Origin of the sequence: Pseudarthrobacter sp. NS4, from assembly GCF_024758005.1 — a bacterium.
Classification (GTDB): domain Bacteria; phylum Actinomycetota; class Actinomycetes; order Actinomycetales; family Micrococcaceae; genus Arthrobacter.
The window spans coordinates 2895433-2917977 of sequence record NZ_CP103288.1 but is presented as its reverse complement, the minus strand read 5'-3'; the positions used below and the strand labels follow the sequence as shown (position 1 = coordinate 2917977).

At 64.7% G+C, this 22545-nt stretch carries 25 protein-coding genes; 12 read left to right on the top strand and 13 right to left on the bottom strand.

Features of this window, described 5'->3' with window-relative positions; genetic code table 11:
• Positions 1-7: 7 nt before the first annotated feature.
• Positions 8-1021 carry a UDP-glucose 4-epimerase GalE gene (galE, locus tag NXY83_RS13710; RefSeq protein WP_258802758.1) on the bottom strand — a complete coding sequence of 338 codons (1014 nt, stop codon included), beginning with the start codon at positions 1019-1021 and terminating at the stop codon, positions 8-10.
• 107 nt (positions 1022-1128) lie between these two features.
• Between galE and NXY83_RS13705 the strand changes: the two genes are divergently transcribed.
• Both NXY83_RS13705 and NXY83_RS13700 read left to right on the top strand, forming a co-directional pair.
• Positions 1129-1737 (top strand): TetR/AcrR family transcriptional regulator, encoded by a 609-nt coding sequence (locus NXY83_RS13705; RefSeq protein WP_258802757.1) that lies wholly within the window; start codon positions 1129-1131, stop codon positions 1735-1737.
• Between the two features lie 98 nt (positions 1738-1835).
• On the top strand, positions 1836-2447 hold the full coding sequence (locus NXY83_RS13700; protein WP_258802756.1) for a hypothetical protein: 612 nt from the start codon (positions 1836-1838) through the stop codon (positions 2445-2447).
• Between the two features lie 2 nt (positions 2448-2449).
• Here NXY83_RS13700 and NXY83_RS13695 read toward each other — a convergent pair whose 3' ends face one another.
• Both NXY83_RS13695 and dapD read right to left on the bottom strand, forming a co-directional pair.
• Positions 2450-3301, bottom strand: a complete 852-nt coding sequence (locus NXY83_RS13695) for a hypothetical protein (protein WP_258802755.1) — start codon at positions 3299-3301, stop codon at positions 2450-2452.
• 4 nt (positions 3302-3305) lie between these two features.
• The gene (dapD, locus tag NXY83_RS13690) at positions 3306-4346 is read right to left on the bottom strand and encodes a 2,3,4,5-tetrahydropyridine-2,6-dicarboxylate N-succinyltransferase (protein WP_258802754.1); all 1041 of its coding nucleotides are present in this window, start codon (positions 4344-4346) and stop codon (positions 3306-3308) included.
• A 51-nt stretch (positions 4347-4397) separates the two neighbouring features.
• On the opposite strand from dapD, the gene dapE reads away from it, so the two are divergent.
• Positions 4398-5573, top strand: coding sequence for a succinyl-diaminopimelate desuccinylase (gene dapE, locus NXY83_RS13685; RefSeq protein WP_397427253.1), 1176 nt, complete (start codon positions 4398-4400; stop codon positions 5571-5573).
• A gap of 73 nt (positions 5574-5646) precedes the next feature.
• Here the strand turns inward: dapE and NXY83_RS13680 are convergent, their stop codons facing one another.
• From NXY83_RS13680 to NXY83_RS13665, 4 genes are all read right to left on the bottom strand, one after another.
• Entirely contained in the window at positions 5647-6486 is an 840-nt protein-coding gene (locus NXY83_RS13680; RefSeq protein WP_258802753.1) for an amino acid ABC transporter permease, read from the bottom strand.
• Entirely contained in the window at positions 6483-7133 is a 651-nt protein-coding gene (locus tag NXY83_RS13675; protein WP_258802752.1) for an amino acid ABC transporter permease, read from the bottom strand. The genes NXY83_RS13680 and NXY83_RS13675 overlap by 4 nt, the downstream gene beginning before the upstream one ends.
• A gap of 79 nt (positions 7134-7212) precedes the next feature.
• A complete protein-coding gene (locus NXY83_RS13670; protein ID WP_258802751.1) occupies positions 7213-8100 on the bottom strand; it encodes a glutamate ABC transporter substrate-binding protein in 888 nt (295 codons plus the stop codon).
• A gap of 70 nt (positions 8101-8170) precedes the next feature.
• The gene (locus tag NXY83_RS13665; protein ID WP_258802750.1) at positions 8171-8926 is read right to left on the bottom strand and encodes an amino acid ABC transporter ATP-binding protein; all 756 of its coding nucleotides are present in this window, start codon (positions 8924-8926) and stop codon (positions 8171-8173) included.
• A 103-nt stretch (positions 8927-9029) separates the two neighbouring features.
• Between NXY83_RS13665 and NXY83_RS13660 the strand changes: the two genes are divergently transcribed.
• The 4 genes from NXY83_RS13660 to NXY83_RS13645 all read left to right on the top strand — a co-directional run bounded on the left by NXY83_RS13660 (position 9030) and on the right by NXY83_RS13645 (position 11922).
• Positions 9030-9812 carry a TIGR00730 family Rossman fold protein gene (locus NXY83_RS13660; RefSeq protein WP_258802749.1) on the top strand — a complete coding sequence of 261 codons (783 nt, stop codon included), beginning with the start codon at positions 9030-9032 and terminating at the stop codon, positions 9810-9812.
• 30 nt (positions 9813-9842) lie between these two features.
• On the top strand, positions 9843-10262 hold the full coding sequence (locus NXY83_RS13655) for a DivIVA domain-containing protein (RefSeq protein ID WP_258802748.1): 420 nt from the start codon (positions 9843-9845) through the stop codon (positions 10260-10262).
• Positions 10259-11521, top strand: coding sequence for a hypothetical protein (locus NXY83_RS13650; protein ID WP_258802747.1), 1263 nt, complete (start codon positions 10259-10261; stop codon positions 11519-11521). The genes NXY83_RS13655 and NXY83_RS13650 overlap by 4 nt, the downstream gene beginning before the upstream one ends.
• 233 nt (positions 11522-11754) lie before the next feature.
• Positions 11755-11922 (top strand): DUF3117 domain-containing protein, encoded by a 168-nt coding sequence (locus tag NXY83_RS13645; RefSeq protein ID WP_083435355.1) that lies wholly within the window; start codon positions 11755-11757, stop codon positions 11920-11922.
• Between the two features lie 77 nt (positions 11923-11999).
• Here the strand turns inward: NXY83_RS13645 and NXY83_RS13640 are convergent, their stop codons facing one another.
• Positions 12000-12632, bottom strand: a complete 633-nt coding sequence (locus tag NXY83_RS13640; RefSeq protein WP_258802746.1) for an O-methyltransferase — start codon at positions 12630-12632, stop codon at positions 12000-12002.
• A 229-nt stretch (positions 12633-12861) separates the two neighbouring features.
• On the opposite strand from NXY83_RS13640, the gene sigE reads away from it, so the two are divergent.
• The 3 genes from sigE to NXY83_RS13625 all read left to right on the top strand — a co-directional run bounded on the left by sigE (position 12862) and on the right by NXY83_RS13625 (position 14818).
• Positions 12862-13476 carry an RNA polymerase sigma factor SigE gene (gene sigE / locus NXY83_RS13635; protein WP_258802745.1) on the top strand — a complete coding sequence of 205 codons (615 nt, stop codon included), beginning with the start codon at positions 12862-12864 and terminating at the stop codon, positions 13474-13476.
• 88 nt (positions 13477-13564) lie between these two features.
• The gene (locus tag NXY83_RS13630) at positions 13565-14338 is read left to right on the top strand and encodes an anti-sigma factor (RefSeq protein ID WP_258802744.1); all 774 of its coding nucleotides are present in this window, start codon (positions 13565-13567) and stop codon (positions 14336-14338) included.
• Between the two features lie 69 nt (positions 14339-14407).
• Positions 14408-14818 carry a Sec-independent protein translocase TatB gene (locus NXY83_RS13625; RefSeq protein ID WP_258802743.1) on the top strand — a complete coding sequence of 137 codons (411 nt, stop codon included), beginning with the start codon at positions 14408-14410 and terminating at the stop codon, positions 14816-14818.
• 59 nt (positions 14819-14877) lie between these two features.
• On the opposite strand, the gene NXY83_RS13620 is transcribed toward NXY83_RS13625, so the two are convergent.
• The 3 genes from NXY83_RS13620 to NXY83_RS13610 all read right to left on the bottom strand — a co-directional run bounded on the left by NXY83_RS13620 (position 14878) and on the right by NXY83_RS13610 (position 18063).
• Positions 14878-16020 carry an Mrp/NBP35 family ATP-binding protein gene (locus NXY83_RS13620; RefSeq protein ID WP_258802742.1) on the bottom strand — a complete coding sequence of 381 codons (1143 nt, stop codon included), beginning with the start codon at positions 16018-16020 and terminating at the stop codon, positions 14878-14880.
• Between the two features lie 74 nt (positions 16021-16094).
• Positions 16095-16796, bottom strand: coding sequence for a DUF1003 domain-containing protein (locus NXY83_RS13615; protein WP_258802741.1), 702 nt, complete (start codon positions 16794-16796; stop codon positions 16095-16097).
• Positions 16780-18063, bottom strand: coding sequence for a magnesium transporter MgtE N-terminal domain-containing protein (locus NXY83_RS13610; protein WP_258802740.1), 1284 nt, complete (start codon positions 18061-18063; stop codon positions 16780-16782). The genes NXY83_RS13615 and NXY83_RS13610 overlap by 17 nt, the downstream gene beginning before the upstream one ends.
• Positions 18064-18141: 78 nt before the next feature.
• Between NXY83_RS13610 and NXY83_RS13605 the strand changes: the two genes are divergently transcribed.
• Positions 18142-19068: a general stress protein gene (locus tag NXY83_RS13605; protein ID WP_258802739.1), complete on the top strand. Its 927-nt coding sequence runs from the start codon at positions 18142-18144 to the stop codon at positions 19066-19068.
• An 81-nt stretch (positions 19069-19149) separates the two neighbouring features.
• Here NXY83_RS13605 and NXY83_RS13600 read toward each other — a convergent pair whose 3' ends face one another.
• Positions 19150-20730, bottom strand: coding sequence for an aminopeptidase P family protein (locus NXY83_RS13600; protein WP_258802738.1), 1581 nt, complete (start codon positions 20728-20730; stop codon positions 19150-19152).
• Between the two features lie 81 nt (positions 20731-20811).
• On the opposite strand from NXY83_RS13600, the gene NXY83_RS13595 reads away from it, so the two are divergent.
• Positions 20812-21660, top strand: coding sequence for a PHP domain-containing protein (locus NXY83_RS13595; RefSeq protein ID WP_258802737.1), 849 nt, complete (start codon positions 20812-20814; stop codon positions 21658-21660).
• A 9-nt stretch (positions 21661-21669) separates the two neighbouring features.
• On the opposite strand, the gene NXY83_RS13590 is transcribed toward NXY83_RS13595, so the two are convergent.
• Complete coding sequence (locus tag NXY83_RS13590; protein WP_258802736.1) at positions 21670-22545, bottom strand: DNA-methyltransferase; 876 nt, start codon at positions 22543-22545, stop codon at positions 21670-21672.

The following is a 22545-nucleotide window of genomic DNA, read 5'->3' as shown; positions in this document are numbered from 1 at the left end:
ATCGAGATCAGCTGGCGTAGCCCTGCGGGTTGTTTTTCTGCCACCGCCAGTGGTCCTCGCACATCTGGTCCACGGTCTTGGTGGTGGACCAGCTCAGGTCTGCAAGCGCCGAGGTGGCGTCCGCCCAGAAAGCCGGCAGGTCACCTGCCCGGCGGCCGGTGATCTCGTAGGGGATCGGTTTGCCCACTGCCTTCTCAAAGGAGCGCAGGACCTCCAGTACGGAGGAGCCCTTGCCTGAACCGAGGTTCCAGCGGAACACGCCGGTACGGTCTGCGACGTGGTCCAGGGCTGCCACGTGGCCTTCGGCGAGGTCCACCACGTGGATGTAGTCACGCAGGCAGGTGCCGTCCGGAGTGTCGTAGTCGCCGCCGAACACCATCAGCTTTTCGCGCCGGCCCACGGCCACCTGGGCGATGAACGGGACGAGGTTGTTCGGGATGCCCTGCGGGTCCTCGCCGATGCGGCCGGAGGGGTGGGCGCCTACCGGGTTGAAATAGCGCAGCAGGGCTATATGCCAGCGGGGATCCGCTGCACCGAGGTCGGAGAGGATGTCCTCGATCTGCTCCTTGGTACGGCCATACGGGTTGTTGGCGCCGATTTCCATCTTTTCAACGTAGGGGATGGGGTTGTGCTCGCCATAAACCGTTGCCGAGGAGCTGAACACGAAGGACCGGACGTTGTACCGGTCCATCACGCGGATAAGGTTCAGTGTGCCCACAAGGTTGTTGTAGTAGTACTTCAGCGGTTCCTGCACTGATTCGCCCACTGCCTTCAGGCCGGCGAAGTGGATGACGGCGTCGATCGCGCCGCCGGCGAAGACCGCCTCGACGGCGGCTTCGTCCACCAGGTCCACCTTGTGGAACTCTGCGGTCTTGCCGCTGAGTTCGGCTACCCGCCGCAGCGATTCCTCGCTGGAGTTGACGAGGTTATCGATGACCACCACGTCATGGCCGGCTTCCTGCAGGGAAAGAACAGTGTGGGAACCGATGTAGCCGGTGCCCCCTGTAACCAAGATTTTCATGCCTCAACGCTATCCCACGGAGGCCTGCTGGCGTCGCCACGTTCCGGATACCGGGCAGGACGGCGGGCCACAGCTATGGTGGCAGCACAACTGTGCTAAAAAGAGCAGTGCCCAAAATCGTGAATCCGCAAGCCCGCCGCCAGGACGTTGTGGAAGCGGTCCTTCGGATCATCGCCGTTGACGGGTTGGAACGGGCGTCCCTCCGTGAGGTCGCGGACGAGGCCGGCCTCGCCGTCGGATCCGTCCGCCACTACTTCGCCGGCAGCGACGAACTCCTCCAGTATTCCTTTGCCACCGTGGTGGACCGGATTGTCAGCCGGCTCAATGATTCGTTGCCAGGTGTAACGGCCGCCGGATCCCGCAGCCCCGAGCAGCGCGCGGCGGTGTTAACCCTCCTGGGTGGCCTGCTGCCGCTTGATGAGACGCGTGCAGTTGAAGCCTGCGCCTGGTTGGCGTTCAAAAATTCGGCGAGGATCCGGCCCTTCCTGGCAGCCGTTGCGGACCGCAGCCACCGGGAGGTCGCAGCAGTTGCCGGTCAGGTGGTGGCCGCCCTGATGCCACCGGACGAACCGCAGGAGAGCCTCGTGCTGGAAGCGGAACGCCTCCTGGCCACGGTGGACGGGCTGTGCATGCACGCCTTGCTGCAACCCGGATGGATGACGGCGCAAATGTGCACTGACGTGCTGGAACGGCATCTTGACGGGTTGAGTCGGTGATGGGCGTTACCGTGGGCAGGGAGCGGGAATAGACTGATAACCGGGGCGCCAAAGCGGATCAGCAGACCCGGCAGGAGCACGCCAGGGAAGGATTTCGGATGCATCAGGCAAGCGGTTCAAGGTGGCAGATCACCACGGACACGTCCGGACCCATGATGATTGCACTCTATGTCCGCGATACGGCCGGACTGAACGGCGTAGGCCACCCGTCGCTCTCACACACCATTCCCAAGATCCGTCCTGTGGACCACACGCACCTGACGGCCGACGTCGGTGGCCTGAGCGCGCTCAAGACCGAGTGGGAAGCCTGGTGGGAACAACTGCTCAAAGCGCACCCCCAAACGTCGCCGGAACTGGCGCCACCGGAATTCGCGGCTTTTGGCAACTCACCCGCCCTTCAGCGCGTCCTGCAGGCCCACTTCGGCTCTGCCCTTACATGGGCGCGGGAGCGCCGGAGCGAGTACGCCGAGCTGGAAGCGGAACGGGCCGCCAGCGGCACGGACCAGCTGCTGGAGGAGATGGTGGACGACCGGCTGATGGAAGTGGGGCGCGATTCCCGCGACTTCAGGCTGACCATCATCGAACTGCCCCTGAATGAGCAGCGGGCCTGGTACCTGGAGCCGGACAAGATCATCATGAGCCACCAGCTGATGGGCCAGCCGGAGCTGTTCCGCAGCTACGTGCAGCCCGTGGTGGAAATCCTCGTTTAAGCCTAGGTGCCGGCGGGCGCTACCGTGATCCGCACCTGGCCTTCCAAACCTGCCGATTCCCGCCAGCCGTTCCGTTCCGCGCGGTCCCAGCTGCGCCCCGCCACGTCTACCTTGGTGACCTTGAGATCTTTGGCGTTGGCAACCGCCCATTGCGCCACGGACCAGGCCTGGCTGCCGCTCGCTTCCACCACCAGGGTCTGCCCCTCCACCACGGACCCCAGGGGGCCATAGGCCCTGCCGAGGGCGGCTGAAACGGCGCCGGCGTCCCCGGCGGAGCCTGAGGAGCGAAGTGTGCACTGCACCGCCTCCGGCGTCTGGCCGGACAACCCGGAGGCAAAGGACCGACCCATGTCCTCGTGCCGCGCATAGGCACTGGGAAAAGCGGACCGCTGGACCCGCTGGGCGGCGTCGGTGATTTCAAGGGATTCATAGCCCGGAACTTTCACCAGCGCGTCATAAAAGGCGTTGGCGGCGTAGTACGGGTCCATGACCTGCTCCTCGGTTCCCCAGCCTTGCGAGGGCCGTTGCTGGAACAGCCCCCGCGAGTCGGGGCCGGCCTGGTCACCGTGTGCGATGTTCCGCAGCTTGGACTCCTGCATGGCAGTGGACAGCGCGATGCTCGCGGCCCTCGGGGGCAGTCCGCGCTGAACCGCGACGGCGGTGATCAGTGAGGCGAACACCGCCTGGTCGGGTGCCAGCTCGGCTGTCCGGCCGCCGACAACAGCGGTGCAGCGTTCCGAAACGAGGGTCTCGGAACGCTGCACGAAAAACACGGCCGAGTAGATTCCGCCCGCTACCAGCGCGAGGGCGAGCAGCAGCACCAGAAAGCGGCGCAGGCCGCGTCTTCGCGCCACGGAATCAGTTGGCGTGCAGGGCGTCGTTCAGTTCCACGGACTGGCCCGCGCGGGGGAGGACCTCCACCACGCCCGTGGTGGAGTTGCGGCGGAACAGCAGGTTGGGGACGCCGGAAAGTTCCGCGGCCTTGACGATCTTGGTGGTGTCCTCGCCCACCTCGTCCTTGGGTCCCGGTACCCGCACGCGGGTTCCGGCCGTGACGTACAGGCCCGCTTCCACCACGGAGTCGTCGCCGATGCTGATGCCTACGCCTGAGTTGGCGCCCAGCAGGACACGCTCTCCGATGGTGATTTTTTCCTTGCCGCCGCCGGAGAGGGTGCCCATGATCGAGGCGCCGCCGCCCACGTCGCTGCCGTCACCGGCCACAACGCCTGCAGAGATGCGGCCTTCAACCATGGAGGTGCCCAGTGTTCCTGCGTTGAAGTTGACGAAGCCCTCGTGCATGACCGTGGTGCCTTCGGCGAGGTGTGCGCCGAGGCGCACACGGTCGGCGTCGGCAATCCGGACGCCGCTGGGTACAACGTAGTCCACCATCCGCGGGAACTTGTCGATGCCGTACACGGTGACGGCGCCGCGGCGGCGGAGCTTGGCGCGGGTAAGTTCGAAGCCCTCCACGGCGGCGGGACCGAAGTTGGTCCAGACGACGTTGGGCAGTTTCCCGAAGATGCCGTCCAGGTTGATGCTGTTGGGCTTGACCAGGCGGTGCGAGAGCAGGTGAAGCCGGAGGTAGGCGTCGGCGGTGTCAGCCGGGGCCTCGTCCAGGTTGATCTGGACGAACACCACCTTCTGCTCGGTGCCGCGGTCCTCATCGGCTCCATTTTCCGCGATCTGCGTCAGGGAATCGTCAGCGTGTTCCACGGCACGCAGGTTCTCGGCGGCAACACCGAGGGACGGTGCGGGGAACCAGACGTCCAGGACGGTGGCCTCGCCTGTTTCCTTGCCGGCGGACGTGGCGATGGTGGCCACGCCGAAGCCGTAGGCGGAGCGTTCGTCAGTGGTTGCGTTCAAGGTTTCGGGCACGGCCGAAGAAGCGGTCTCAGTCATGTGCTTCAGTCTATCGAGGGCCGGGCGTCGGGTTCGAACTAGACTGGCTTCGTGACTGCCGAAACCGCTCCGGATCCCGCTTCCCTCCTGTCCAGCCAAGAGTCCAGCCAGGAATCCGCCCCCGTGCGCCTGGACCTGCGGCAGGATGTTGCGCTGCTGACGGCGGCGCTGATGGATATCAACAGCGTCTCGGGCAACGAAAAGGAACTCGCGGACGCCGTGGAAACGGCGCTGCTGGCGATCCCGCAGCTGAGCGTGGTCCGCGACGGCGATTCCATCATTGCCCGCACAGAACTGGGGCGGCGTGAACGCGTCATCCTGGCAGGGCACCTGGACACTGTCCCGTTGCCGCTGACCGAGGGCTCCAAGGGAACCGTGCCTTCCAGCTGGGAGTCCGGCATTCCGGGGCAGGGTGTTCTGTACGGGCGCGGGGCCACGGACATGAAGAGTGGCGTGGCCGTGCAGCTTGCGATGGCGGCGACGTTGTTCGACGGCGGCATGCAGCCCAAGCGGGACGTCACCTTCGTTTTTTATGACCACGAGGAAGTGGAAGCGGTAAAAAGCGGCCTGGGCCGCCTGGTCCGCAACCATGGCCACCTCCTGCACGGTGATTTCGCCATCCTGCTGGAACCGACGGACGGCACCGTGGAGGGCGGGTGCAACGGCACCAGCCGGTTTGAGGCAACAACTGTGGGTGAGGCCGCGCACTCGGCACGGGCATGGATGGGCAGCAACGCAATTCACGCAGCGGCCCCCATCCTGGCAAGGCTGGCAGCCTATGAGCCACGCACCGTCACGGTGGACGGCCTGGAATACCGCGAAAGCCTGAACGCTGTGAAGATCAACGGCGGGACCGCCGGGAATGTCATCCCGGACCGCTGCGTAGTGGAGATCAACTACCGCTTTGCCCCGGACAAGAGCCCGGACCAGGCCGAAGCCGTGGTGCGGGAACTCCTTGAAGGTTTCCATGTCGTCCGCACCGATGCTGCCGCCGGTGCACGCCCCGGACTCCAACACCCGGCCGCCGCCTCCTTCGTTGCTGCCGTGGGAGCAGAGCCGAAGCCCAAATACGGTTGGACCGACGTCGCGCGTTTCAGCGAGTTGGGGATTCCGGCAGTTAATTTCGGACCGGGTGATGCCCTGCTGGCGCACAAGGACAATGAGCACGTTCACGCCGATGCCATCAGAAAGTGCCTGGCCGCGCTGCAGAATTGGCTGGCGGGCTGAGCCAAGCAAGAAACCTCCTGGTTAAACGGCAATGGCCCGGACCTGATGGTCCGGGCCATAGCGTTTGGAACTGTTAGGGAACCGGGGCTTCGGCTTTTTCGGGTTCGGCCTTGGCCACCCCTCCGGCAGCCTTTTTGGATCCGCGGCGCTCGATCCACACCGCAAGCCTGGAAACCAGAATGTTGATGGCGATGTAGATTGCGGCGGCAACGAAGAAGATGGGGAACAGGAACTGGGTACCCAGGAAGTCTGCCATCACCTGGACCGCACGCAGCAGCTCGCCGTACGCCACGATGTAGCCGAGCGAGGTGTCCTTGAGGAGCACCACCATCTGGGCCACCAGGGATGGCATCATGCGGCGGACTGCCTGGGGAAGTTCGATGAGCATGCGCGACTTGAAGCTGGTCAGGCCGATGGCCAGGCCAGCTTCACGCTGGCCCTTCGGAAGCGACTGGATGCCTGCGCGGATGATCTCCGCGAACACCGCTGAGTTATAGAGCACCAGGCCGGTGACGACGGCGATGAACGGCGAGGTGCCGAAGCCCAGGAGGATGAACAGCATCATCAGGACCACGGGCATGCCGCGAAGGAATTCCAGCAACACCCGGGTGGGGACCCGAATGAACGCAACATCCGAAATGCGCAGCAGAGAAAGCAACAGTCCCAGCGGGAATGCGATGACAGCAGCCAGTGCGGCGGCGCTGAGCGTTGCGCCCAGTCCGTTGCCCAGGAGGGTCCACACGTCGGCGCGGGTGAAGATCTGCCAGCGGCGGCCTTCGAATATGCCCTGCTGGGCGAGTGTCATGACGATCCAGGCGAGCAGGCCCAGGATCAGCAGGGAACCTGCAATCGAACCTATCAAGGAGATGCGGCGGGCCTTTGGGCCGGGAACGTCGTAAAGGACTGAAGTCATCGGGCAATCGCCACCTTTCGTTCCACCGTGCTGGCCAGGATGCCCAGCGGAACGGTGAGGAGCAGATAGAAGAACGCAACGCCCAGCAGGACAGCCATGACGGCGTCACCGTTGGCATTGGCCAGCTGACGGCCGTGGCCGAACAGTTCGAGGACAAAGAAGGCACCGGCAACAGACGAGTTCTTCACCAGTGCGATCAGGATGTTGATCAGTGGCGGAACCACCGTCCGCAGGGCCTGGGGCAGGATGATGAGGTTCAGGACCTGCCCGAAGTTCATGCCGATACTGCGGGCGGCTTCGGCCTGGCCCACCGGGACGCTGTTGACACCTGAGCGGACAGCTTCTGCGATGAACGCTGCGGTGTAAGTACTGAGGGCGATAATTGCCGCGACCTCAAACTGCTCGAATGTTACGCCGAGCCGGGGGAGGACAATTGCGGCGAAGAAGAAGGCAATGGTGAGCGGAGTGTTCCGGAGAATTTCCACGTAGACCATGCTGAAGCCCCGAAGGGCTGCGACCGGGGAAACCCTGGCTGCCGCAAGCAGGGTGCCCAGAACGAGGGCGATGATCCCGGAAACGACGGAGAGGAAAAGTGTGCGGAGAAAGCCATCCCAATAAAGTGGGAGGTTCTCAAGAATGACGTCCATAGGATCCTTTGGATGTGGGCGCGGCTGTGAAGACAGAATATGCCGGGGCCGGCGGACCGGCCCCGGCAACTCTGTTTACTTAGTAACGGTCAAGCTCGGGCAGCTCAGGTGCAGTCTTGATGACTGAACCTGCAGTAGCTTCCCAGGCCTTCTCGTAGGACCCGTTCTCTTCGAACTTCTCCAGCTGGTCGTTGATCCAGTTGCGGAACTCGGTGTCACCCTTCTTCAGGCCGATGCCGTACGGCTCCTTCGTGAAGGTTTCGTCGGAAGCGAGCTTGAAGGCATCCGGCTCCTTGTCCACAAAGCCGGCGAGGATCACGTTGTCAGTGGTAACGGCTTCGACCTGCTTGTTGCGCAGCGGCTCCAGGCATGCCGAGTAGGTTGCCGCAGGAACGAGCTCCGCTCCGTACTCTTCCACGATGGTGGCGGCAGGAGTTGAACCGGTGACCGAGCACACCTTCTTGCCCCTGACGTCCTCCGGGCCCTTGATGGTGTCATTGTCCTTGTTGACCATCAGCGCCTGGCCGGCCTCGTAGTAAGGGCCAGCAAAATCAACAACCTGCTTGCGCTTGTCGTTAATGGTGTACGTGGCGATGACCAGGTCAACCTTGCCCTGTTCGATGAACGGTTCGCGGTTGGCGGAGACCGTTTCGGACCATTCGATCTTGTCAGCAGGGATGCCCAGCTCAGCAGCAATAAGCTTGCCGATCTCCACGTCGAAGCCAACGGGCTTGCCGTCAAGGCCCACCTGGCCGAACAGCGGCTGGTCAAACTTCGTGCCGATCCTGATGGTGCCGGCCGAGGCGAGCTGTTCCATGGTGGTGCCGGCGGCGAACGTGGGCTCGGCAGCAACCGTGGGATCGCTGCCGGCGTCGGTTCCGCCGCCGCCGCAGGCGCTCAGGGACAGGGCGAGGGCAGCGGTAGCCGCCACGAAGAATGACTTCCGCCGGGTCATAAATGCCTTCATGACATTCCTTTCATTGATGGCCGCGGGTCACGGCCTGGGTGCGAACTGGAGTGTGTTTGTTCGGGATAACTCAGTGGGTGAGGAGCTTGGAGAGGAAATCCTTGGCGCGGTCACTCTTGGGATTCGTGAAGAACTCCTCCGGAGAGGAGTCCTCGACGATCTGGCCGCCGTCCATAAAGACAACACGGTCTGCAGCCTTGCGGGCGAAGCCCATCTCGTGCGTGACCACGATCATGGTCATGCCTTCCTTGGCGAGCTGGATCATGACGTCCAGGACTTCGTTGATCATTTCGGGGTCGAGGGCCGAGGTGGGCTCATCGAACAGCATGACCTTTGGCTTCATGGCCAGGGCACGGGCAATCGCCACACGCTGCTGCTGGCCGCCTGAGAGTTGTGCCGGCAGCTTGGGCGCCTGGTGTCCAACGCCTACCCGTTCGAGCAGCGCCATGGCGTCCTTATCAGCGGTGGACTTGGCGACACCCTTGACCTTGATGGGGCCGAGCGTGACGTTTTCCAGGATGGTTTTATGCGCAAAGAGGTTGAATGACTGGAAGACCATTCCGACGTCGGCCCGGAGCTGTGCCAGTTGCTTGCCTTCTTCGGGGAGGACCTTCCCATCGATGCTGATGGTGCCGCCTTCGATGGTTTCAAGGCGGTTAATGGCGCGGCACAAGGTGGACTTACCGGAGCCGGAAGGCCCGATGACCACAACAACCTCGCCCTTGCGGACCTGCAGATTGATGTCCTTCAAAACGTGCAGCTGGCCGTAATGTTTATTGACGGCGTTCAGGGAGACGAGGGCATCGCCGGGCACATGAGTAGTCATAGGAAGAATCTAGCGAACAACGGGTCCCTATGACGGGAATCACCCCAACTTCCCGCGGATCGTGATTCAAGAGATACCTGCCGCGGGAGGTTAGCCTAGGGGAATGAGCATCAATGCAGATCCGGCCAAAAACTCCCAGCCGCGCCGTAAGGGGCCCCTTGAACTGCGCCGCAAACAGGCAGCCGTGGAAATGTCCGACCAGCATCTGCTTGACACCAAAGGCCCGGGACAGTTTGTCCATACCGATCCGTGGCGCGTACTGAGGATCCAAAGCGAGTTTGTCGAGGGTTTCGGCGCGCTCGCGGACATCGGCAAGGCCGTCAGTGTCTTTGGTTCTGCCCGCACCAAACCCGGCAGCCCCTACTACGAAATGGGCGTCGAGGTGGGGCGGAAACTGGCGGAAGCCGGTGTCGCGGTCATTACCGGCGGCGGGCCCGGCTCGATGGAGGCAGCCAACCGTGGCACCGTCGAGGGCAACGGCGTGTCCGTTGGCCTTGGCATCGAGCTTCCCTTCGAACAAGGGCTCAACCAGTGGGTGGACCTGGGCATAAACTTCCGATACTTCTTCGCCCGCAAAACCATGTTCGTGAAGTACGCCCAGGGGTTTATCGTGCTCCCCGGGGGGCTGGGCACGCTCGATGAGTTGTTCGAGGCGATGGTGCTGGTGCAGACCCGGAAGGTGACGTCGTTCCCGATCGTGCTGCTCGGCGTCGACTTCTGGGGACCCATGATCGACTGGATCAGGGGAACGCTGGTGGCTGAAGGCATGGTCTCCGAAAAGGACCTGGACCTCATCCAGGTCGTTGATGATCCTGCCGAAGCCGTGGACCGCGTGCTCCACGCGGCTGTCACGCCGTCCCTGAACGGCGAGCAGCGGCCGGAGTAGCATCACCGCCCGGTCTGGCACGATGGAACCGTGAGCTTTTTTCTGGTTTTCCTCGCCATCGTGCTGGTCGGGGCGGTTCTCTGGGCAAGCCTTGGGCGGCGTCCCCGGCGGTCGGGCCACCGCCCGCTGCCCGCCCTGCTTGACGGCGGCTTCGAGCAGCCGCCGGCCAACCTCCCCCCGGTACTGCTTCCGGCAAACGCTGCTCCGGAGGACGTGGACCGCGTGCGCTTCTCCCTGGGCCTGCGCGGCTACCGGATGGACCAGGTGGATCAGGTCCTTGATGTGCTGAGGGACCAGCTGGCTGCCAGGCGGCAGGAAGTGGAGGAGCTGCGCGCCCGGCTGCTGGCCTTTGAGGAACCGGGTGGAGGCAGTCCCGGCGGGGACTCCGACGGCGAACGCGCCGAGGTGGGCGACGGCGGGAATGCGCTGCCCGGGAAGGGCAGCCAGTGAGTACCGTGGCTCGGCGCCGAAGCAGCCTCGCCTCAACCGCGCAGGCTTTGGCCGGGCAGGCCGCCTCAGCTATCCGCAGCTGGCCCTGGTGGGTGCAGGTCTCGGCTATCTACGTTGGAGCGAGGCTGGCCAGCGCCTGCATCTTCATGGCTGCCGCCCTCCACCAGGGCCCTAACCCCTGGTTCCCGCCTAAGCCCGATTACTGGAATTTCATCAACATCTGGGATGCCCGCTGGTATGGCCGGGTCATCGCCAACGGTTACCCGTCAGTCCTCCCCACGGACGACGCCGGCAACGTCCAGGAGAATGCCTGGGCCTTCTACCCGCTGTTCCCGGCGCTGGCGGGCGGGCTCAGCAGCCTCACGGGACTGAATCCGGCCGCCTCTCTCACCGTCATTGCGATGCTGGCCGGTTGGGGAGCAGCGCTGGTGGTCTATGCCCTCTTTCGGCACAAGGTGCCGCACGCCCCGGCACTGTGGGGAGTTGCCTTTTTTGCCACCTTCCCGGTGTCGGCAGTACTCCAGGTGCCCTACGCCGAGTCGCTGTCGCTCCTGCTCCTGGCGGTGGCCCTGCTGCTGGTGGTCCGCCGGCAATACCTGTGGGCAATGCCGGTGGTGGTGCTCCTGTGCCTGTCACGTCCTGTGGGTGTTCCCTTCGCAGCCATGCTCGGGCTCATCCTGGTCCACCGTTTGCTGGAGCGCTTCCGCAGCAGCGGAATCACCGGCCGGACAGGGGGAAACCTCACCGTAGGCGACCTTGCGGCGCTGGCCGGCCTCACCGCCGTCGCGGGCGTTTCCGCCCTGGCCTGGCCGGCTGCGGCGTGGGCCGCGACCGGTGACTTCCAGGCCTATACAAAGACCGAAACGGTGTGGCGGGGTCAGGACCTGGTGCCGTTCAAGCCCTGGTTCGATACGGGTGTCGACCTCTTCGGCCCAGTGCTGGGAGTGCTGGCGCCATTCATCTTTGTGGCCCTCTTCGGGCTGATGCTGTTCCTTCCGCCCGTGGTGCGGATCGGCGTCGAACTCCGCCTGTGGTGCGCCTGCTACATGGGGTACCTGGTGGTGTTCCTGCACCCGCAGACCAGTACCTTCCGCATGCTGCTGCCGCTGTTTCCGCTGGCGCTGGGGGCGGTGCTGGTGTCCCGGTCCAAGGCGTACCGGGGCACGGTGGTGACCATGTTCCTGCTGCTGCAGATCGTGTGGATCGTGTGGTTGTGGGCCTGGGCGCAATTGCCCGGCGGCGGCGATTACCCGCCGTAGTTTTTGGAACTTCCGCGCAGGTCAAAACAGGAATACCGGCCCGCCGGAAATGTCCATCGATTAGCTACGTACGGGTAATTCCGCGATAATGATAAGTAAGCAAGGACAAAAAGCATTCAGAATACGCGCAGCCTTGGCGGGGTAAAGTACCGCCGCCATAGCGGCTTGATCGACATGCGGACACAGCCCGCCCGGGCTGATCAGTCCTGGGACAAATTGGAGGGGAATTCCTCATGGCGGCGATGAAACCACGCACCGGCGACGGCCCAATGGAAGTCACCAAGGAGGGCCGCAGCCTGATCATGCGCGTCCCGCTCGAAGGCGGCGGGCGTCTTGTGGTCGAACTGAACGCTGCCGAGGCAGCGAACCTCAGGGAATGCCTCGTAGGCGTTACCGAATAATCGTGCGGGACAGGATCCGCGGCCTGCGGCTGTGGATCCTGTCCTTTCGTTTTTGCAGTCCTCTTTATTGCCCCACGCTATTTCTTGACGGCCACCAGCAGGCCGTCTCCGGTGGGAAGCATGGCCGAAGCGAGCCTGTCGTCGTCACGGATGGACTTGCCAACCTGGCGGAGGACCACGGTGGTGGCCTCACGGCCAGCCGGGTTTGCCACTTTGTCCTTGTCCAGCGCGTCGTTGATAATCAGCACGCCGGCCCGCTTCAGGAGCCGGATGGCCTGCTCCACGTAGCCGGGCAGGCCGGGCTTGTCGGCATCGATGAACACCAGGTCATAGGCAGCATCGGTGAGCCGCGGCAGGACATCGCCCGCACGGCCGGAAATGGTGCGGGTGCGGTTTGCGGGGCTGCCGGCCTCCGAAAAAGCCTCACGCGCAGCCTTGAGGTGTTCGACGTCGACGTCGATGGTGGTGAGGACGGCCTGCGGGCCAAGTCCGCGGAGGATGCATACGCCCGACACCCCGGCGCCGGTCCCGATCTCGACGGCGGTCTGCGCCTTGGAAGCGGCGGCAAGGACCGTGAGGACGGCACCTACCCCCGGTCCAATGGGAGTCACACCAAGCTCGAATGAGCGCTCCCGTGCCCGAAGCATGACCTCATCCTCAGCGGGCAGATCTTCTGCAAAGGACCAGCTGATGGACTTGTCGGCGCTCATGAATATTCGCTTTCTGGGCGGAAGGGGGAGTGTCTTCTACAGCCTACTGTGTCAGGGGGAACCTGCAGCGGAGGCAGGCTGTTGCGCCCACGGCTGAACTTCGCCGCGGTCAGGAAATTCCCAGCCAAGTTTGAAATGATTATTATCCGCTCATCCAAAAGGTGATCGGCGCCGAATCAGAGATGTCAACAGTATCCGGGCGTTAGCAATTCCACGAGGGGAGTGGACGATGTCATCTTCAGTTGTGGCACCTGTCCCTGCAACAAATAATCCCGACGCTGAGTGGGTCCGTCCTACTTGGGAAGAAGTGGTGACCAACCACTCGGCAAAGGTGTACCGGCTGGCCTACCGCCTGACCGGTAACAAATACGACGCCGAGGACCTCACCCAGGAGGTGTTCGTCCGCGTCTTCCGCTCACTCGAAAACTTCAAGCCCGGCACACTGGACGGTTGGCTGCACCGCATCACCACCAACCTGTTCCTGGACCAGGCGCGGCGCAAGACCCGTATCCGGTTCGATGCCCTTGCCGAGGATGCGGAATCGCGGCTGCCGGGGCGGGAGCCGGGCCCTGAACAAAGCTTTGAGCTGAATAACCTGGACCTGGATGTCCAGGCTGCCCTGGAGGAACTCCCGCCGGACTTCCGGGCCGCCGTGGTCCTCTGCGACCTGGAGGGACTGTCCTACGACGAGGTGGCGGAGGCCCTGGGCGTCAAGCTGGGAACTGTCCGCTCACGGATCCACCGTGGACGGACCATGCTTCGGGAGAAGCTGGCCCACCGGGATCCGCGCCCGCAGCAGTCACGGCGCAAGCTGTCCATGCCGCGCATCGCCGGCATCCTCTGAACGGCGCATGAGGTCCCGTTTTCCCCTGGGCGGCAAGCATCAGCGAACCCCCGGACATCTTTCCATTTGCCCCGAGTGCGCTTCCGCAGTGCGCCGGGAACGCCAGTACCTGGAGCGGCTCCGGGAAGCCCCCATCCCGCCCGCCAGTGATGACCTGACCGCCCGGCTGCTGGCCCGCACCTCCGAGCTGGCATCGGCGTCCCAGCCGGCGGCCAACCAGCCCGCGGCGGCGGGCACAGCCGTCCGTGTCCTGGCCATGACGGCAGGCAGCACTGTGGCCGCCGCCGGCGTACTGGCTGTTGGTGCCTTTGCTGCGGCCGGTGATCCAGTCATCGGGACGGGCGCTGACACAGCAGCCGCGCTGGCGCAGGTCTCCTCGCAGACACCTGCGGACGGCCGGGCGCTGAGCCCGGAGCAGCTCAGGAAGCTCCGAACGGAGGGCTGGGCCTGCCCGGAACTGGAAGCGATGGGCTTCCACCTGGAGTCGGCAAAAGCCGTGGTCATCGACGGGCAGCCCGCGGTTTCCCTTCGCCTCTCTGACGGATCGCACTACGCGACCGTTATCGAGCAGCACTCCACCACCAAGGACGTGGGCGGCCAGGATCCCAACGCGCTGCAGCTGCTGGGCTCCTCGCCGTGGTCCGTCACGTACCGGACACCGGGTCGTACCTTTACCTATGAGTCCAACCTCCCTGCCGAGCGTGCTGATGACGCCGTGCCGATCCTGCAGCGCTTGGGCAACCAGGCAGGGGAAGGCGTGGCGGCCGCGGTCAGCGGGGCCAAGGAAGCAGCGCGTGCAGAGTCCCTGGGTACCCGGCTGCAGCGCGGAATCAACAACATCGTGGCCCGTTTCAGCCACTGAGGCAGCTAGATTCCGCCCCCGCCGGCCGCGAATCGTCACTGGCAGCCCGGAAAGGGTAATCTTCGTAAAGTGTTTGGAATCAACGGCCCGGAGTTCTTTCTTCTGCTGATCATTGGCGTTCTGGTGATCGGTCCCCAGCGGCTGCCCGAATACACCCAGAAGCTGGCGAACCTGGTGAAGGAAGTCCGGCGCATGGCGTCCGGCGCCCGTGAGCAGATCAAGGAAGAAGTGGGGATCGACATCGACGATGTCGACTGGAAGAAGTACGATCCCCGTCAGTACGATCCCCGCCGCATCATCAAGGAAGCACTCCTCGACGACGATCCCAAACCTGTCAGCGCAGGTGCGCCTGCCGCAGTCGCAGCTGTTTCCGGCGCGGCAGCCGTTGCGGCCTCACACCCGGGGCCATCGCGGCCCCAACGCGCGGTGCAGACCTTGCCGCCGGGCGAGGCCGCTCCGTTCGACACTGAAGCCACCTGACCACAGCTTGCAGATCACGGCTTCCCAGGCACGACAGCTCAGAGCGTCGCCCGGCCGTGTCAGCGCGGCTGCAAGCCCAGTTTCATGCCCGCCAGGCCGCGGGGTACTGCTGCCAGCCGGGATGCAATCCCTGTAAGTGAGGCAGCGGCGGGAGTGCCAGGCTGTCCGATCACGATCGGAACCCCATTGTCGCCGCCCTCACGGAGCCGGATATCCAACGGGATCTGTCCCAGCAACGGAACATCCGCCCCCACAGCAGCCGTCAGTCTTTCGGTGAGGACCGCCCCGCCGCCGCTTCCGAACAGCTCCATCCGGCCGCCGTCGGGCATCTCCAGGTAGGACATGTTCTCGATGACACCGGCCACCTTCTGGCCCGTCTGGGTGGCAATTGCTCCTGCGCGTTCGGCGACGTCCGCGGCTGCCGTCTGCGGCGTGGTGACCACCAGGATTTCAGCCTTGGGCAGCAGTTGGGCCACTGAGATCGCAATGTCACCGGTGCCCGGCGGAAGGTCAAGGAACAGCGCGTCCAGGTCCCCGAAGTACACGTCAGTGAGGAATTGTTCAAGGGCCCGGTGCAGCATGGGGCCCCGCCAGGCCACGGGCTGGTTGCCGCTGACGAACATGCCGATGGAGATCACCTTTACCCCGTAGGCGACCGGCGGCAGGATCATGTCATCCACCCGGGTCGGCGCCTGGGTGATCCCCATCAGGGCCGGCACGGAGAAGCCGTACACGTCGGCGTCGACGATCCCTACCCGGAGACCCTGTGCGGCCAGTGCGCACGCCAGGTTCACGGTTACCGAGGACTTTCCCACACCGCCCTTTCCGCTGGCTACGGCAAAGACTTTGGTGAGCGAATCGGGCTGGTTGAACGGGATGCCGCGCTGCCCGCCGGCGCCGCGCAGCTTCTCCTTGAGGGCATCCCGCTGCGCCTGGTTCATCACCTTCAAGTCTACGTCGACGGCGGTGACGCCCGGTACGGCGAAGAGGGCCTTCCGGGTATCCGACGTGATCGTTTCCCTGAGCGGGCAGCCGGCGATAGTAAGCAACACGGCCAGGCTGACCCTGCCGTCGCCGGACACGCTGACTGACTCCACCATCCCCAGTTCGGTGATAGGGCGGCGCAGCTCAGGGTCGATGACCGTGGCCAAGGCGGCGTTGACGGCCTCCACCAGGGCGGAGTTGACGATGGGTGTGCTCATTGATGTGTCCTGAACTTATCTGTCCTGGGCTTACCGGTCAGGGGCTCACCGGTCTGGGGTTCACGATCCGGGGCTTACCGGTCCTGGCTGGAATGCCCGGGCTTGATCCTGGGAATCTGCTGCGTCCGGGGATTCCGCTGCCGGTCACGCTGTTCCTTGAGTTTTTCCTTGACCTTGTCCCGCTGGGACTCGTGTTGACCCTGCCCGGAAGGATCATGCGTGCGGAGCTCTTCCTGGGCCTCCAGCATGTCCTCGAGCAGCGAACGCAGCTCTGCCCGGACGTAGTCGCGGGTGGCCACCTCACGCAGCGCGATCCGCAGCGAAGCCAGTTCCCGGGTGAGGTATTCGGTGTCGGACAGGTTGCGTTCGGCGCGCTGGCGGTCCTGCTGCAGCGAGACGCGGTCCCGGTCATCCTGCCGGTTCTGCGCCAGCAGCAGCAATGGTGCGGCGTAGGACGCCTGCAGCGAGAGCATAAGCGTCAGGAGGGTGTAGCCGAGGGCGCGGGAATCGAACTGCCACTCCATTGGTGCCCACGTGTTCCACGCCAACCAGACCACGACGAACACCGTCATGTACACCAGGAATTGCGGCGTACCCATGAAGCGGGCAAACCCTTCGGTGGCATGGCCAAATGCGTCCGGGTCCGGGGAAAACTTGGGCAGGATCCGCTGCCGGCCGCTCAGTGGCGTGTCCAGGCTGCCGCCCTTCGCCGCACCTCGGCCGGGGATCCTCTGGTTGGGGTTCTTTGGAGCGCCGTTGTCAGCCAATGCGGCCACCGAGCTTTCTTATCGGGGCTTCGCCATCGTGGGCGCGCCAATCGTCCGGCAACAGATGATCCAGGACGTCATCAACAGTCACCGCCCCCACAAGACGGCCGGTGCCATTGACCACGGGCAGGGAGTTCAGGTTGTACGTTGCCAGGGTCCGGGCCACCTCGCTGATGTGGGCCTGGTCAGACAACGGCTCAAGGTTCTTATCCACAAGGTTCCCCAGCGGCTCATAAGGGGGGAACCGGAGGAGCTGCTGGATGTGCACCACGCCCAGGAAGCGTCCAGTGGGTGTTTCCAGCGGCGGGCGGGCGATGAAGATGGAGGAGGCAAGCGCCGGTGACAGTTCCTCACGGCGGACGTGTGCCAGGGCCTCAGCCACGGTTGCTTCCGGGGGGAGGATGACGGGCACCGGCGTCATCAGGCCGCCAGCGGTGTCCTCGTCATATTCCAGGAGGCGCCGGACGTCTTCAGCTCCCTCGGGCTCCATGAGCTGGAGCAGTTCCTCCGCCTGGGCGGAGGGGAGCTCGCCGAGGAGGTCGGCGGCGTCGTCCGGGTCCATCTCTTCCAACACGTCAGCGGCACGCTGGACATCCAGGGCGGAGAGGATTTCCACCTGGTCATCCTCGGGGAGCTCCTGGAGGACGTCGGCCAGCCTTTCATCCTGAAGCTCGCTGGCCACCTCGAAACGGCGTTTGTCGCTCATTTCCTGAAGGGCCTCGGCGAAGTCGGCAGGCTTGAGGTCCTCATGGTTGGCCACGAACTGGGTGGCTGCCTGCGGTTCCGTGCGCGGTCCCTGCAGCGCGTCGGCCCAGTCGATGATCAGCGTCTCGTTGCGGCGCAACCGGCTCAGCGGAGACAATGAGTGTCCGCGCCGGACGAAGAGCTTACTGACGAACCAGTCGCCGGAACGGCTCTGGTCCATGGCAATGTCTTCGATGGTGGCGTCGCCGCTGCCGTCACGCAACGTCACCCGGCGGTCGAACATTTCGGCCACCACCAGCGTCTCCGCACCCCGCTGCTCGAAACGGCGCAGGTTCACCAGCCCCGTGCAGATGATCTGCGTCTGGTCGATAGAGGTAATGCGCGTCATGGGAACAAAAACGCGTTTCTTTCCCGGCACTTCAACCACGATGCCCACCACGTGCGGGGCGCCCTGTGTACCGCGGGACAGCACAACAACATCGCGCAGCCGGCCCAGCCGGTCGCCCAGCGGGTCGAAGACATCGAGGCCCAGAAGGCGCGCCACGAAGACGCGGGTAGGTGTTGTGCTCACTCCTACAGGCTACCGAGTCTGCTCTCTTTTAGCTGAATTCACAGTCAGTGTCCATCATGATGGGCAACAATGGGGGGTATGGCAAACATTTTTGGTGCTCCCAAGGCAGGTGGCCCCAACGGCATGGACGAAGCCAGGGCCGTTCCCACCGGCGACACCGTCGGCTCCTACACCTCTTACCTGGATGCCCAGAAGGCGGTGGACTACCTCGCAGACCAGCAGTTCCCGGTGCACATGGTCTCCATCGTGGGCAACGAGCTGAAGATGGTTGAGAGGGTCACGGGGCGCCTGAGCTACCCCCGCGTCGCTCTTTCCGGGGCGCTCAGCGGTATGTGGTTCGGCTTGTTCGTCGGTGTCCTGCTGTCCTTTTTCGCGCCGTCGCCGGGGTATTTCTCCATCCTCACCTCCGTGCTGATGGGCGCCGCGTTCTTTATGCTCTTCGGCATCGTCACCTACGCCATGCAGCGGGGAAAGCGGGACTTCACCTCCACCAGCCAGGTAGTTGCCACCAGCTACGACGTCGTGGTCTCGCCCGAGGCGGCGCACGAGGCGCGGCGCCTCCTGCAGCAGTTGCCCATGAACCGCTCCGACGCTGCCGCAGGCAGTGGCCCTTACCCGCAGCGTGACTACCAGAACCAGCCCTTCCAGCAGCCGGGCCAGGGCCCGGCCCGCCCGTCGGGGTGGAATGATCCTTACGGCCAGTCCTCCGGGTCTTCCGTGCAGGACAACGGGTATCCTGCCGGCGGCCAGCAGCAGGGTGGACAGCCTTACGACGGCCAGAATTACGACGGCGGCGCGCCCCAGGAGCCGGCGCCCGCACCGGCACGCACGGTCCGCTTCCCGGACCTGCCGGACGGCCGGCCCCAGTACGGCATCCGGCTGCCCCAGGGCCCCACCGGCGAGCCTGCACAGCCTGCAGACCAGCAGCACGGTGATAACGGACAGGGTCCGCAGGAGGACCGTGGCGCAGACGGCCGGCAGCGCCCCGGCGATTCCCGGCAGTAGCGGTTTTACGCAGAAGAAAGCGGGACCACCGGACACTTCCGGTGGTCCCGCTTTCGTCTGCTTCGGGCTCTCCAGCCGGGGCTAGCCGGCGGCGTCAGCCTCACGGTAGATGCCGGCCATCCAGTCCTCCACGTCCTCCGCCTTCCGCGGCAGGGCGGCGCTCAGGTTCACGGGACCGTCGGCAGTCACCAGGATGTCGTCCTCGATCCGGACGCCGATCCCGCGGTACTCCTCCGGGATCGCCAGGTCCTCCTCCTTGAAGTAAAGGCCAGGCTCAATGGTGAACACCATGCCTTCGGTCAGGATGCCGTCCAGGTAGAGCTCCCGCTTGGCCTGCGCACAGTCGTGGACGTCCAGTCCAAGGTGATGGCTGGTACCGTGCGGCATCCAGCGGCGGTGCTGCTGGCCTTCAGGGCTGATGGCTTCCTCCACACTGACCGGAAGGAGGCCCCACTCGGCAAGCCGCTCGGCCAGAACGGTGGTCGCCGTCGTATGGATGTCGCGGAACCGGGTTCCGGGCTGTGCAGCTGCAAACCCGGCGTCGGCCGCCTCCAGTACCGCTTCATAAACCTTGCGCTGCACGTCACTGAAAACTCCGCTGGCCGGAAGGGTGCGCGTGATGTCGGCCGTGTAGAGCGAATCAGCCTCGACACCGGCGTCCAGCAGCAGGAGTTCGCCGGCCTTGATCCTTCCGGTGTTACGGGTCCAGTGCAGCACCGTGGCGTTGTTCCCGGACGCCGCGATGGTGTCATAGCCCAGTTCGTTGCCCGCCTCGCGTGCACGGGCAAAGAATGCGCCTTCCACCACCCGCTCGCCCCGGGCATGGGTCAGTGCCCGGGGCAGCGCCTTCACGACCTCTTCGAAACCTTCAACGGTGGCCGCCACCGCGATCTTCATCTGCTCGATTTCCCAGTCATCCTTGAGCAGGCGCAGCTCGGAGAGGGCCTCGCTGAGCTTTTCATCGAGGGCATCGAGGACACCCAGGTCCAGGTTGTCCGGGTCCTTTGCGGTGTTGTACCGCGCAGTGTCCACCAGCGCGTCGATGTTCTCGTCCACCTTGCGCACCAGGCGGATGGAGATACCACCGATCTCCGGGGCACCGACGTTCTTGGTGATGGCCGTTTCCAGCTGGTCGATGTGCACCGTTGCCAGGCCCAGCCTGGCCTCGAACTCGGCCAGGGTGGGACGGGGGCCGATCCAGAACTCCCCGGACCGCGAGTCAGCATAGAACTGCTCCGTGTCCCTGCCCGCCAGGGGACGGAAGTAGAGCGTGCCGCGGTGGTGGCCGCCGTCGTCGCCCTTTCCTTCCTCAACGGGCTCCAGGATCAGCACGGCGTCCGGCTCGTGGTCCAGGCCCAGGCCAGTCAGGTGCGCAAAGCCGGAGTGGGGGCGGAAGCGGTAGTCGCAGTCGTTGGAGCGGACCTTGAGCGGGCCGGCGGGGATGACCAGGCGTTCGCCTTTGAACAGGGACGAAATGGCCTTGCGCCGGGTTGCGGCATAACCGGCCACGGCGTCACGGCCGGGAAGTTCCTGGTTTGCCGGCGCCCAGTTGCTGGCCATAAAGGCCTTGAAAGCGTCGGAACTGGGCCGCTGCGAGCGGTTGTTGACGCGCTCTTCCAGCGGCTGGGAAGCAGAGTTCGGGGTGTTTTCGGCATCGTTCACGCGACCATCGTCTCACCAGCATCGCGGCGATGCGAACGGGACTTCCGGCGGGGCGGACGCGCGGTCTACTAGTGTGGATACGTGAGGATTGACCTGCATGCCCACTCCAATGTCTCCGACGGCACGGAGAAACCCGCCGACGTCATGGCTTCCGCTGCCCGGGCCGGACTGGATGTGGTGGCCCTGACCGACCATGACTCCACGGACGGCTGGGTGGAAGCATCTGCTGCCGCCGGGGAGCACGGGGTTGCCCTGGTGCCCGGAATGGAGGTTTCCTGCCGGACCGAAGAAGGCATCAGCGTCCACCTCCTCAGCTACCTGCATGACCCCGGGCACGCCGGGCTGCTGGAAGAGATCACCAAGGCCAAGGACGCACGGCTGACCCGCGCCGAGCGGATGGTCACGCTCCTCGCGGAGGACTATCCGCTGACCTGGGACGACGTCATCCACCATGTGGCTCCCGGTGCCACGCTTGGCCGCCCCCACATCGCCGATGCCCTCGTGGCTGCCGGCGTGGTGGAGGACCGCTCGGAAGCGTTCGCCTCCATCCTCACCTCGCGGTCACGGTACTTCATCCAGCACTATGCCCCGGACCCGGCCACCGCCGTCGAACTCGTGTGCGCCGCCGGGGGAGTCCCGGTCTTCGCCCATCCGGTTGCCTCGGCCCGGGGCAGGATCGTGGGGGAGCGCACCTACCGGGAGATGATCGACGCCGGTCTGGCAGGCCTGGAGATCGACCACCGCGACAACCCGGAAGAGGGGCGCGGTTTCCTGCGGCGGCTCGCGGCAAAGCACGACCTGCTGATCACCGGATCCTCCGACTACCACGGCACCGGCAAACCCAACCTGCTCGGGGAGAACCTGACGGCACCGGAAGTCCTGGCCCGCATTGAGGAATTGGGGACCGGGACCACCGTCGTCCGCCCCTAGGAAACTGCGCTACCTGGTTGGTTGGTGGGCGACGAAGGTGGCGTGCGCACCCAGCCGCTTGGCCATGATGTCCACAGCCGGCTGGTTCTGGTCCACGCAGACGAACCTTCGGCCCAGTTTGGCGGCCACCGCGCCCAGTGTTCCGGACCCGGCGAAGAAGTCCAGGCACCAGTCTCCAGGCCGGCTTGAGGCGGCCACCACACGGCGGACCAGGCCCTCCGGCTTCTGCGTGGGATAGCCGGTTTTTTCCTTGCCGGTGGGGGAGACGATAGTGTGCCACCAGACGTCCGTCGGCAGCTTGCCCAGCTCCCGCTTGGCCGGGGTCACCAGGCCGGGAGCCATATAAGGTTCCCTGTCCACCTCCGCGCTGTCGAAGTGGTACTTCGCGGGATTCTTGACGTAGACCAGGATGTTGTCATGCTTGGTAGGCCAACGGTTCTTGGCCCGGGCGCCGTAGTCATAGGCCCAGATGATCTCGTTCAGGAAACACTCCCGGCCGAAAATGGCATCCAGCATCACCTTGGCGTAGTGCACCTCGCGGTAGTCGAGGTGCAGGTACAGTGTGCCGTCATCTGCCAGCAGGCGCCAGGCTTCCACGAGCCGCGGTTCCAGGAAGGACCAGTAGTCGCTGAATGCGTCGTCGTAGCGGTGCAGGGCGCCCTTGATGGTGTCGTAGGAGCGCCCCTTGAAGCCCACCCGGTCCCCGCTGCCCTCGGCGTTGACCACCATCCGGGTTTCCTGGCGCCGCTGCGGCCTGCCCGTGTTGAAGGGCGGATCCACGTAAATCAGTGTGAAGGCGCCGTCCGGCAGCGTCGGGAGGTACTCCGCGTTGTCCGCGTGCACCACCAGACTGCCGCCGTCCGGCGCCCAGACGGTGTCAGTCAT

Coding starts and splice junctions, on each gene's coding strand:
- galE (WP_258802758.1), bottom strand. CDS start 1,021: ATGAAAATCTTGGTTACAGGGGGCACCGGCTACATCGGTTCCCACACT.
- NXY83_RS13700 (WP_258802756.1), top strand. CDS start 1,836: ATGCATCAGGCAAGCGGTTCAAGGTGGCAGATCACCACGGACACGTCC.
- dapD (WP_258802754.1), bottom strand. CDS start 4,346: ATGACTGAGACCGCTTCTTCGGCCGTGCCCGAAACCTTGAACGCAACC.
- NXY83_RS13680 (WP_258802753.1), bottom strand. CDS start 6,486: ATGACTTCAGTCCTTTACGACGTTCCCGGCCCAAAGGCCCGCCGCATC.
- NXY83_RS13675 (WP_258802752.1), bottom strand. CDS start 7,133: ATGGACGTCATTCTTGAGAACCTCCCACTTTATTGGGATGGCTTTCTC.
- NXY83_RS13670 (WP_258802751.1), bottom strand. CDS start 8,100: ATGAAGGCATTTATGACCCGGCGGAAGTCATTCTTCGTGGCGGCTACC.
- NXY83_RS13665 (WP_258802750.1), bottom strand. CDS start 8,926: ATGACTACTCATGTGCCCGGCGATGCCCTCGTCTCCCTGAACGCCGTC.
- NXY83_RS13660 (WP_258802749.1), top strand. CDS start 9,030: ATGAGCATCAATGCAGATCCGGCCAAAAACTCCCAGCCGCGCCGTAAG.
- NXY83_RS13645 (WP_083435355.1), top strand. CDS start 11,755: ATGGCGGCGATGAAACCACGCACCGGCGACGGCCCAATGGAAGTCACC.
- NXY83_RS13640 (WP_258802746.1), bottom strand. CDS start 12,632: ATGAGCGCCGACAAGTCCATCAGCTGGTCCTTTGCAGAAGATCTGCCC.
- sigE (WP_258802745.1), top strand. CDS start 12,862: ATGTCATCTTCAGTTGTGGCACCTGTCCCTGCAACAAATAATCCCGAC.
- NXY83_RS13620 (WP_258802742.1), bottom strand. CDS start 16,020: ATGAGCACACCCATCGTCAACTCCGCCCTGGTGGAGGCCGTCAACGCC.
- NXY83_RS13605 (WP_258802739.1), top strand. CDS start 18,142: ATGGCAAACATTTTTGGTGCTCCCAAGGCAGGTGGCCCCAACGGCATG.
- NXY83_RS13590 (WP_258802736.1), bottom strand. CDS start 22,545: ATGACTGACACCGTCTGGGCGCCGGACGGCGGCAGTCTGGTGGTGCAC.